Source organism: Desulfothermus sp. (genome assembly GCF_053993635.1).
Map to the genome: position 1 here is coordinate 17681 of NZ_JBMYBT010000056.1, position 11531 is coordinate 29211.

The window sequence follows — 11531 nt, forward strand, 5'->3', positions numbered from 1 at the left end:
GTAAGTTCCTCCTCAGGGACAATTTATCCTTTTTAAGCAGTTTTTATTTCTTTATTCTTATCATAAAATAAAAGAGGATCTTTCCCATCCTCAATTACAGAGGTATTTACAATGCATTCTTTTACCCCATTTAAAGAAGGAAGCTTATACATAATATCCATCATAACAGATTCCATTATATTCCTGAGCCCTCTAGCTCCTGTCCTTCTTTCCATGGCCTTTTTTGCAATTGACTTTAAAGCCCCATTAGTAAAGGTAAGTTTAACACCTTCTAATTCAAACAACTTTTCATACTGTTTCACAAGGGCATTTTTAGGCTCAGTCAATATCCTAATCAAATCATTTTCTTGCAACTCATCTAGGGCCGCTATAACAGGAACTCTGCCAACAAATTCAGGGATCATACCAAACTTTATCAAATCCTCTGGCTGACACTCCCTTAAAATCTCGCCTATTTTCTTCTCCTTTTTACGGGAAATATTTGCACCAAAGCCCATTGATTTTCCCTGAAGCCTCCTCTCAATGATCTTATCCAGCCCAATAAACGCACCACCCATAATAAAGAGGATATTTGTTGTATCTAGACGAATATATTCCTGTTGGGGGTGTTTCCTCCCTCCCTTTGGTGGGATATTTGCCATTGTACCCTCAATTATTTTAAGCAATGCCTGCTGCACACCCTCACCAGATACATCTCTTGTAATGGAAGCACTATCTGACTTTCTTGAAATCTTGTCTATTTCATCTATATACACTATACCCTTAGAGGCTGCTTCAATGTCATACTCTGCATTTTGTAAAAGTTGCACTAAGATATTTTCCACATCTTCTCCAACGTATCCAGCCTCAGTGAGTGTTGTGGCGTCAGCAATAACAAATGGAACGTTTAAAATATTTGCCAGAGTCCTTGCAAGCAAGGTCTTACCTGTACCTGTTGGGCCGAGCAGCAAAATATTACTTTTGTCCAATTGCACATCATTGGCTGAGATGGCTTCCTGATAATAAATTCTCTTGTAGTGGTTATAAACAGCTACAGAAAGTATCTTTTTGGCCTGCTCTTGACCAATTACATATTCATCTAAAATCCTCTTTATTTCCTTAGGTGGAATTAATTGACCTTCCTCAATTTCATCACTGATCTTATCCTGAGTTAAAATCTCATTGCAAAGGGCCACACATTCATCACAAATAAATACATCAGGTCCTGCAATCAACCTCTGGACCTGATCTTGATCCTTACCACAAAATGAACACCTAAATCTCGTGGTATTATCCATGTTTTTGTTTTTTCCCATAACTCACCTTCTTCAAACCATATAATATATTGGTTAGTGGTATACTGGTTAGTGGTACAGTGGTTAGTGGTTTTTCACCAATACACCAATAACCGTGATTCGTAATTCGTGATTCGTGAACAGGAAAAAGGAATGAACCAATATACCAATACACTAATACACCAATATACCAATACACCAATATACCACACTTGTTACTGTCTCTTTGTCAAAATTTTATCAATAACTCCATAGGACAAGGCCTCTTCTGGTCCCATGAAATAATCCCTGTCTGTATCTTGTTCTATCTTCTTTATGTCATTTCCCGTGTGTTTGGCCAGTATATCGTTTAAAATCCCTTTTAGTCTAATAATCTCTTTTGCCTGAATGTCAATGTCAGAGGCCTGTCCCTGAAACCCACCCATGGGCTGGTGTAAAAGTATTCGACTATGGGGCAGAGCATATCTCATTCCAGCTTCTCCAGCGGCCAGCAGCACAGCAGCCATACTTGCAGCCTGTCCAAGGCATAAAGTGGCCACTGGGGCAGTTATATACTGCATTGTGTCGTATATGGCCAAACCAGCTGTAACAGAACCACCAGGTGAATTTATATAAAAATTTATCTCCTTTTCTGGGTCCTCAGACTCCAAAAACAGAAGTTGTGCACAAACTAAATTTGCTACATGGTCATCAATAGCAGTTCCTAACAAAACTATCCGATCTTTAAGCAATCTTGAATAGATATCATAGGCCCTTTCCCCTCTTCCAGTTGTCTCAATTACTATTGGAACGTTCATATTGCACCTCTTAAAAAAAATTTTTTATTAGTTTGCCTTAAATACATACAAAACACAACTAAAATATATGGTGTATCTAGTTTTGATTATATTAGAACAGGGCAAAAATTTTTAAACTAGGGGAAAGATTTGGTCTTTCCCCTGGTTTTCTTGAGTGGATTTAATTATAGGGCAGGGAAATATTAAGATTATTCTTCCTTGTCTGCAGAGCTATCCTCTTCCCCTTTATTTTCAGAAGACTCTTTGTCTTCAGTATCTTCTTCATATTCTATCTCGGCATATTCATAGACCTTTTCCATGGCCTTATCTGCCAAGATACTATCCCTTAAGGCAAACATCAAATTGTTTTTAATGTAAAATTCACGAAGTATCTGGGGATCCAAACCCATTTGATAAGCAGTCATAGCAATTTTTTGTTCTACTTCCTCATTTGTAACTGTTAATTCTTCTTTCTCTGCTATTTCAAGCAATATAAGTTGAGATTTGACTATTAATTCTGCTTCAGGTCTAAATTTTTCTTTAAGCTCTTCTTCTGAGCCAAGGGTATCAGGATCTTTACCCTGTCTTTCCAATTTGTCTCTTTCCTTTTCCACCATACTCTGAATTTGTTTTTCCACTAACGAATCTGGTAATACAACGTCCACCTTTTCCACTATCTCGTCTAACAGCTTTTTCTGGGCAAAGGACTTTTCTATATCTTCAATATTTCTCTTCAAATTCTTGGCCACTGTCTCCCTTAACTCTTCTACAGAACTCATACCAAATTTGCTCAAAAATTCTTCATCCAATTCAGGAAGCACCTTCTCCTTTATAGAATGTAGCTCTACTTCCGCTCTAATCTTTTTACCTGCAAGAGACTTATTCAGAAAATCCTCAGGGAATGTTATCTCACCTTGATTTTTTCCACCAGGCACAAGGTCAGCTATTAATTTTTCAAAATCCTCAAGTGCATCACCTACACCATAGAAAAATTCAAAAAAGTCCTGGCTAACATCTTCTAGAAATTTGTCACCATCATACAACTTAAAGCTCACCACCACTTTATCGCCCTTTTGAGGGGTCCTGTCCTCTTTAACTACCTCATATTTGGCATATTGATTTCTCAAATTTTCTATAGCTCTATCTACCTGCTCATCTTTTATCTCAACCTTTTTTTGTTTAACTTTTAGGCCATGATACTCGGGAAGTTCAATCTCAGGCTTTATCTCAAAGGTAAATGAGTAGTTAAAATCCCCACCCCTCTTAAATTCTTCAGAAGGATCAAGGTTTAATTCTGATACAGGACGTAAGTTGAGTTCTCCTAAAATTTCATTGAAATGCACATTTAATAGATCTGTTTCCGCCTGCTTATATATATCATCCTTAAACCTGCTTTCCACAATGTACGAAGGCACTTTACCCTTTCTAAAACCTGACAATTTAAGGTCCTTTTTAAACATGGCTACTGCAGCGTCTATAGCAGCATTTACTTCCTCTGCAGGAACCTTTACCACTACCTTTCTCTTAACAGGGGATAATTCTTCAACATTATATTCCATGCACTAACTCCTCCTAAATAAAAATATAAAAAAAGACCTTTCAGAGACCCCCTCTGAAAAGTCTTATAAACATGCGAGAGGGGAGACTCGAACTCCCACGGCCTAAATTTGGCCACTGGATCCTAAGTCCAGTGCGTCTACCAGTTCCGCCACTCTCGCTTACTAATATATACACACCAGACATGCAAAAGATAATATCCATTAACCTACATGTCAACACAAAAGTCATTATAGAACACAATGACAATGTGGTTATTTTTAACATATTGCCATATCTTTTAGCCGATTTTTTAAATTTGTATACCTATGTTCTTTGTTTACATCCTTTAATGCTATGGCCATGGCCTTTCTACTTCCAAAAATCACAGCCAACTTTTTCGCCCTGGTCAGGGCCGTGTATACAAGATTTTTGTGGAGCATAATATAGTGTTGTACCATAACAGGAAAAAGCACAACAGGATATTCACTTCCCTGAGATTTATGAATGCTAATGCAATATGCCAGGGATATTTCATCTAGCTCTGATTGGTTGTATAAAACATCCCGGCCATCAAAATCTATAATGAGCTCTCCAGACTCCAGATCAACTTCTCTTATAATCCCTAAATCCCCATTAAACACCTCTTTTTCATAATTGTTTTTTGTTTGTATTACTCTATCCCCTAATCTAAAGCCCTTTAAAACATAGGTTTTAGCTTTGTTTGAAGAATTCAGGGTATCTTGCAAGAGCTTGTTTAAGGCTGCAGTTCCAATATCCCCTTTGTGCATAGGGGTTAGCACCTGGACTTCTTTCATGGGATCAAATCCATATACCTTGGGTATCCTCTGGCTAACCATATGGATAATTAGTTGTTGTACTTTTTTGGGATCTTCTTCCTCTACCCAGAAAAAATCTGCCTCAGGTGGCTCTTTTTTGCTCCTGACTGGAAATTTTCCCTGATTTATCCTGTGGGCATTTACGACAATCATAGATTTTTTTGCCTGCCTATATATTTTTGAGAGCCCTTTTGTAGGAATAACCTGAGATTCAATTAAATCTTTGAGTACATTTCCAGGTCCAACAGAAGGAAGCTGATTAACGTCTCCAATTAATATGAGCTTGCAGGTCAGGGGAAGTGCCCTTAGTAAATTTACAAACAAATGACAATCAACCATAGAAACTTCATCAAGGATCAATGCATTTATTTTTATTTTTTTATCTTCTCTGTATTGAAATTCACCTCCTGGACCAAAACCAAGCATGCGATGAATTGTTGAGGCAAAAAGACCAGTTGCCTCCTGTAGCCTTTTTGCCGCTCTACCAGTTGGAGCTGCTAGTTTTATTTTTAGTCCCATTTTTTTTAAAATATGACCAATGAAACGTGTAATGGTGGTTTTACCAGTACCAGGTCCGCCAGTTATAATAAAAACCTGGTTCAAACAGGCACCAAGTATGGCTTCTCTTTGCTCCTCTGAAAGAGAAATATTATATCTTTTTTCAAAATCATTTATATAACCACTTATCTTCTCGGAATCTTCTGCTTGATGAGTAGCGCAACTCATTATACCTTTTAGTCTCGATGCAATCTCCACTTCCCATTTATAAAAATGTCTTAAATATACTGCGTCTTTTATGTTTTCATCAATATCTTCAATATATATTCTCTTTTTTTCTAACAGCAACCTAATTGCGTCTTCCACTAATTTCGTATCTTCCAGGTTGAGTAGTTTCATAACGTGAGAGATGAGCCCCTCCTTTGGATAAAACACATGCCCCTTTTCACTCAAAGAAAATAATGCATACACAATTGCTGCTTCAATTCTCTCTATGGAATATTCTGAAAAACCCAATTTCAAAGCTATCTTATCTGCACTTTTAAACCCAATCCCTTTTACCTCATAGGCCAGATCATAGGGTTTTTCCCTAATGGTCTTAAGAGAATCTTTCCCATATGTCCTGTATATTCTAACTGCAAAAGATGGTGGGATAGCGTGTTCTTGGAGAAATAAGATAACGTTTCTTATTTCTTTTTGCTCATCCCAGGAAGATACGATCTTTTCAAGGGTCTTTTTACCGATCCCAGGCACCTCTAACAACTTATCAGGGGACTCATCCAGTACCTTTAACGCATTATTACCAAAGTGTTTAATCATTCGTTCTGCTAAAACAGGACCAATCCCCTTAACCAAGCCAGAGCTTAAGTATCTTTTAATACCAACAATGGTTGCTGGAAGATTTTGCACACAGGATACTATATTAAATTGCCTTCCAAATTTGGGATGAAATTTCCAATTCCCTTCAAGGGATAACTCAGTCCCAGGAGCAATGGCGCCAATGTTTCCAACCACAGTAATCAGTCCTGGCTCTTGTTTTGATTTCAACCTGGCTACAGTAAAATGAGTTTCAGGATCCGTATAAACTACTGAAACAACTTCACCTTTTAAAGTATCCATTATAATTTTTGTCTATAACATATAGATTGTTTTAGGGTTTCCCCATCAACATACTTTAAATCACATCCAACTGGTATGCCCTGGGCAAGACGAGTTACGCGCACATTGAAATTCCCTTTAGAAATAAAATCAGACAAAAAACTCTCTGTCATTTCAGCCTCTCTCGTGGACCCAAGGGCCAAGATAACTTCTTTTATTTTACCAGAACTCAGACGTTTTTTTAAAAGCTCTATCCTTAAATTTGAAGACATCTTCCCATCCAAAGGAGAAATTAATCCTCCTAACACCAGATAAGTCCCTTTAAATAACTTGGTTTTTTCAATGAGCATGAGCCCGTCCCAATCTGGAACAACACAAAGAAAGGATGCATCCCTACCTGGGTCTGAACAAATCTCGCAAGGACTATTGTTGCAATATGCACCGCAAGTCTCACAAATCTTAAGTTTATCCCTTAATTCAAAAACATCCCTACCAAAGGACTGTACCTTTTCTCTTGGAATTTCCAAAAGATGTAAAGCAATTCTCATGGCAGATTTAGGTCCAAGTCCTGGCAGGGATGCAAAATGCTCCACTACTTTTTTTAAAGGCTCTGGCAGCGATTCAAACATAGCAATTCCCATTTAAAAAATTACATCATTCCCAGACCTGGGAATTTTAAGCCTCCTGTGAGCTTTGATATTTCCTCTTCCTTCATTTCTTTAGATTTTCTAAGGGCCTCATTAGTAGCTGCAACGATTAAATCTTGAAGCATTGTGGTATCATCTGGATCAACGACACTGGAATCTATTTCCACACTAACTATCTCCTGGGCTCCATTTGCTACCACCTTTACAATTCCACCCCCAGCAGTGGCCTCCACTACTTTGTTCTTTATTTCTTCCTGGGCATCTAATATCTTTTTTTGTAAAAGTTGAGCCTGTCTCATAAGTTCTTGTATGTTCATATTTCCTCCTGGTCTTGTTCTTTTTGTTTTAAAATTTTTATGTCAACAATGGTACCATCAAATTCATCCAATACCTTTTTTATTATAGGGTCACTTTTTACCTGGTCTATAAGGGAACTCTTTGAATTAACCATTTGCTCTTTAAAGATAATTTCTATTTCGCCAAAATATTCCAAAATCAGATCTTTAAAAAATTGATAAACATCAGGTGAGGACTTTAACTTGTCAAGCCAATATCCTGTACAATTTATAATCAATTCATTTTCTTTGACTCTACCACTTACAGCCTGCATGTGAGGCAATTTCCTTTCTATATCTTTGTCTTTCAAAAATTCAAGAAAACCTTCCCACGTCTTAGGGCCTTGGGGCAATCTTGAATTAAATTTCGGCACCTCTTCCTTTTTTAAAGGAGCAATCTCAGAAATATGTTGATTATTAACTTCATCAGTTTTAGATATCACCTCACTTTTTTCAGCTTTAAAATTTACGCTATCAAAATCCACCTCAGATACAGGGGTTAGATCGCTAAGATATGCCAAATTTATAAATAAAAGCTCTAAAAATAAGACAGGATCCTGGATTTTATCCAGTTTCATCCTTGCATCCAACAACAATTGCCACGCTGCATGTATTTGGGGTAGGGAAAAATTTTTAGCCAGGTTTTTTACTTTATCTATCTCTGTATGAGCAGATAATCCTCCACTCAAGCTAGCCCCAACAGTTTTCAGTAAAAAAATATCTCTAAACAAGATCACCACTTCTTGCAAAAAAAATGGAATATCAATCCCCTGATCCAAAAGGGACCTTATATGAAAAACAATGGATCTGATGTCTTTTTTTAATACAGCCTCTAAAATCTGAACCTTTGATTCAGAAGGGGCTATACCTAAAACTTCCCTCACCAGATCAGCAGATATCTTATCCCCGCTAACACTCACTAACTGAGACAATATGGACATAGAATCCCTTACACTCCCCTCCCCCCTCTGGGCTATTAAAAACAAGGCCTCTTGGTCATAGGAAATGTTTTCCATGTCCAATATGTTTTTTAAGTGTTCAACAAGTTGCTGGGTACTTAATTTTTTAAAAATAAAGTGCTGACATCGACTGATAATAGTTGATGGAATCTTGTTTACCTCAGTGGTTGCGAGAATAAATACAACATGGGAAGGGGGTTCTTCTAGGGTCTTTAAGAGGGCATTAAAGGCTGACTTAGAGAGCATATGGACTTCGTCAATTATTACCACACGATATTTACACTTAACTGGCAAAAGAGATATATCCTCAATAAGTTTTCTCACATTATCAACGCCAGTGTGAGATGCCCCGTCAATCTCCAGGACATCAAGAGAAGTACCATTGGTTATTTCCCTGCAAATATCACAGCTATTGCAAGGTTCATCAGTTGGCGCTTGCCTACAATTGATTGCCTTTGCAAATATCCTTGCCACGGTTGTCTTGCCAACCCCTCTTGTCCCGCTGAACAAATATGCCTTACCTATAGTGCCTTGTTTCGCACAAAAGGAGAGCACTCTTTTTATGTGCTCCTGTCCCTTTAGCTCAGAAAATCTTTTGGGACGATAGTATGTTGTTAGGTGTTTTGTCCTGTTCATAAATTTAAATGATAAAATATGGGAGCATCAACTAAAATAAAATTGATGCTCCCATATATGCATTTCTCAAAATTCCAACAAACACGGGCAATTAGTTAAAATCTATATTTCATAGTGAGTAAGCCAACCAGCATACTTAAGGTTCTCGCCCCTAACTATCTTAAAAAATTCCTGTTGAAAGAGCTTTGTAATTGGCCCCCTGTGACCTGCTCCAATAATCCTTCCATCCACTTCTCTAATTGGAGTTAGTTCTGCAGCAGTTCCTGTAAAAAAGGCTTCATCAGAAATATAGAGCTCATCCCTTGTAAATCTCTGTTCTGTTACCTCATATCCCATATCCTTGGCAATTGTAATAATACAGTCCCTGGTCAAGCCAGGGAGGACTGGTCCAAGGGGGGAAGTCTTGATCTTGCTGTCCCTCACAATAAAAAGGTTTTCACCAGAGGCCTCTGCAACATAACCATCCACATCTAACATCAATGCCTCATCATAACCATTTGATACTGCCTCCATTTTGGCCAGCACTGAATTTACATAATTTCCACATATCTTTGCCTTAGTCATCATTACGTTTACATGATGTCTGGTAAAAGAAGATGTCTTTACTCTGATACCTTTTTCCAGTGCTTCTTCTCCCAAATACGCTCCCCAGGGCCAAACAGCAATAATCACCCTTATTGGATTTGTTGAAGGATGCACCCCCATAGCACCATCGCCGATAAACACTAGAGGCCTTATATAGCCTTCTGGGAGATTATTTTTTTTCAGGGTGGCAATTATGGCATCACAAATCTCTTGTTCTGTATAGGGAATTTTAATATTTAAAATCTTTGCTGAATCAAAAAGTCTTCTCACGTGCTCATTTAAACGAAATACTGCAGAGGTACCATCTGAGCACTTATAACTCCTAATTCCCTCAAAAACACCAGCCCCATAATGCAAAGTATGGGTCAACACATGAACTTTTGCCTCATCCCATGGAACAAATTCTCCATCAAACCAAATAAAATTTACCTTATCTACCATAAACCCCTACTCCTTAATTTTTTATTTTTTATTCTCACGCTTATCCCTTGATGTCCTAAAAAACAACTTTATTGGAGCCATTTTAAAGCCAAAAATCTTTCTAATCTGATTTTCCAAATATCTTTTATAAGGGGTTTTGAGCAGGGTATGATCGTTCATAAAAAAAACAAAAGTGGGAGGAGTAATATCAACTTGTGTCAAATAATAAAATTTTGGACGTTTATTTTTTACAACTGGAGGCTGGTGTCTTTTTATTGCGAGCTCAAGACCCCGATTTAACTCTCCTGTGGTGATTCTCTTATTCGTTTCTGACCATAATTTTTCCGCTAAAACCAATATTCCACCAAGCCCCCTGCGATCCACAGTGGAGGTAAAAACAATTGGCACATAAGGACAAAATTTAAGCTGGTCTTTAAAATACGTTCTTACTGCTTCCAACTTTTCCCTGGGAACCATATCTATTTTATTGACCGCAAGAATTAGTGGAATATTTTCTTTTTGTAAAAAATGTATCAAGGTCTTATCCTGATGGGTCAGTTTAGATGTGGCCTCAACCACCAATACTGTTATATTAGCCCTCTTGCTAGCACTAAGAGCCCTCAGTACGCTAAATTTTTCCAAAGGATCTTTGATCTTACTCTTCCGCCGAACCCCTGCAGTATCCACAAAGATATATTGGGCACCGTCCTTTTTTAAGACCACATCCACACTATCCCTTGTTGTTCCAGCAATTGGTGACTCGATAAGACGCTTTTCACCCACAAAGGCATTTATCATTGATGACTTACCCACATTGGGACGTCCAACTAGCGCAATCCTAAGCCCAGAAACATTAGGCTCAATTGTTGGCTCAGGTATTATTTTCTGTATTTTTTCAATTAAATAAGGGACATTATATCCATGGGCAGCAGAGATTGGTATTAGCTCAAAGCCAAGTGCGTGAAAATCAGAAACAAGTGTATCTGCCAGCTCTTTGCCGTCTATTTTATTTACTACAAGAAGCACTGGCTTTTTTGCTCTCCTTATAAATTCAGCTATTTCTTCATCTAAAGGAGTTAATCCAGCTTTTCCATCAACTAAAAATAGAATCAAACATGCATCATCAATTGCATCTTCAACTTGATCAAATATAGATTTATCTATTTCATCTTCAAAATTAAAAGTTAGTCCCCCTGTATCAAAGAGGGCAAAGGGCTTCTTTGTATATTTAACTTCCCCATAAATCCTGTCGCGGGTAACTCCTTCCCTATCGTGGATAATGGCCTTATTTGTCCTAATAAGCCTATTGAACAGGGTAGATTTTCCTACATTTGTCCTGCCAATTATTGCAACTACTGGCAGCATTTATTAACTCCCCAAAACCATAGCAGGAATATTTTGCTCATATGGAGGATAAATAATCCCTTTCTCACAAATAATAGCCGTGATTAACTCCCCTGGAGTAACATCAAAGGCAAAATTATATACTTCTACTCCACTCGGAACTATTTTTGTTTCACCAATATGTGTGACCTCTTTTGAAGGCCTTTTTTCTATTGGAATTTCTTTGCCAGTTTTTAAACTCAAATCAAAAGTGGACGTTGGCGCAGCCACATAAAAGGGTATATTGTGATATTTTGCCAAAACTGCCAGTGAATACGTACCTATTTTATTGGCTGTATCTCCATTTGCAACAATCCTATCAGCCCCAACAATCACAGCATCTACCATATTTTGAGACATTAAATAGCCTGCTGAATTGTCACATATTACTTTAACTTTTATATCATCATGGTGGAGTTCATAGGCTGTTAGACGTGCACCTTGCAAAAATGGCCTGGTCTCATTTGCTATAACTTCTATATCTAAATTCGCAGATTTAGCTGCCCTAATAACGCCCAGGGCTGTACCATACCCACCAGTTGCAA

Annotated in this window: 10 protein-coding genes and 1 tRNA gene; all 11 read right to left on the reverse strand. The window is 37.8% G+C overall.

The annotated features are described in order from the left end of the window. Positions 1-32 precede the first annotated feature (32 nt). Positions 33-1295: an ATP-dependent Clp protease ATP-binding subunit ClpX gene (gene clpX, locus ACY2V1_RS03965; RefSeq protein WP_461833500.1), complete on the reverse strand. Its 1263-nt coding sequence runs from the start codon at positions 1293-1295 to the stop codon at positions 33-35. Positions 1296-1489: 194 nt separating this feature from the next. Continuing rightward, entirely contained in the window at positions 1490-2071 is a 582-nt protein-coding gene (gene clpP / locus ACY2V1_RS03970; RefSeq protein ID WP_461833501.1) for an ATP-dependent Clp endopeptidase proteolytic subunit ClpP, read from the reverse strand. A gap of 188 nt (positions 2072-2259) precedes the next feature. Continuing rightward, on the reverse strand, positions 2260-3609 hold the full coding sequence (tig, locus tag ACY2V1_RS03975; protein ID WP_461833502.1) for a trigger factor: 1350 nt from the start codon (positions 3607-3609) through the stop codon (positions 2260-2262). 72 nt (positions 3610-3681) lie between these two features. Then, positions 3682-3768: transfer RNA gene (locus ACY2V1_RS03980), tRNA-Leu, on the reverse strand. Positions 3769-3867: 99 nt separating this feature from the next. Continuing rightward, positions 3868-6042 carry an SF1B family DNA helicase RecD2 gene (gene recD2, locus ACY2V1_RS03985; protein ID WP_461833503.1) on the reverse strand — a complete coding sequence of 725 codons (2175 nt, stop codon included), beginning with the start codon at positions 6040-6042 and terminating at the stop codon, positions 3868-3870. Then, on the reverse strand, positions 6042-6650 hold the full coding sequence (gene recR, locus ACY2V1_RS03990; RefSeq protein ID WP_461833504.1) for a recombination mediator RecR: 609 nt from the start codon (positions 6648-6650) through the stop codon (positions 6042-6044). Before recR ends, recD2 begins: the two co-directional genes overlap by 1 nt. A 20-nt stretch (positions 6651-6670) precedes the next feature. Further along, complete coding sequence (locus ACY2V1_RS03995) at positions 6671-6985, reverse strand: YbaB/EbfC family nucleoid-associated protein (RefSeq protein ID WP_461833505.1); 315 nt, start codon at positions 6983-6985, stop codon at positions 6671-6673. Then, a complete protein-coding gene (gene dnaX, locus ACY2V1_RS04000) occupies positions 6982-8598 on the reverse strand; it encodes a DNA polymerase III subunit gamma/tau (RefSeq protein WP_461833506.1) in 1617 nt (538 codons plus the stop codon). The genes ACY2V1_RS03995 and dnaX overlap by 4 nt, the downstream gene beginning before the upstream one ends. 102 nt (positions 8599-8700) lie before the next feature. Then, on the reverse strand, positions 8701-9624 hold the full coding sequence (locus tag ACY2V1_RS04005) for a branched-chain amino acid transaminase (RefSeq protein WP_461833507.1): 924 nt from the start codon (positions 9622-9624) through the stop codon (positions 8701-8703). Positions 9625-9645: 21 nt separating this feature from the next. Then, positions 9646-10968, reverse strand: a complete 1323-nt coding sequence (gene der, locus ACY2V1_RS04010) for a ribosome biogenesis GTPase Der (RefSeq protein ID WP_461833508.1) — start codon at positions 10966-10968, stop codon at positions 9646-9648. A 3-nt stretch (positions 10969-10971) separates the two neighbouring features. Then, positions 10972-11531 (reverse strand): s-methyl-5-thioribose-1-phosphate isomerase (locus tag ACY2V1_RS04015; RefSeq protein WP_461833509.1); only part of this gene is annotated, 560 nt, incomplete at its 5' end.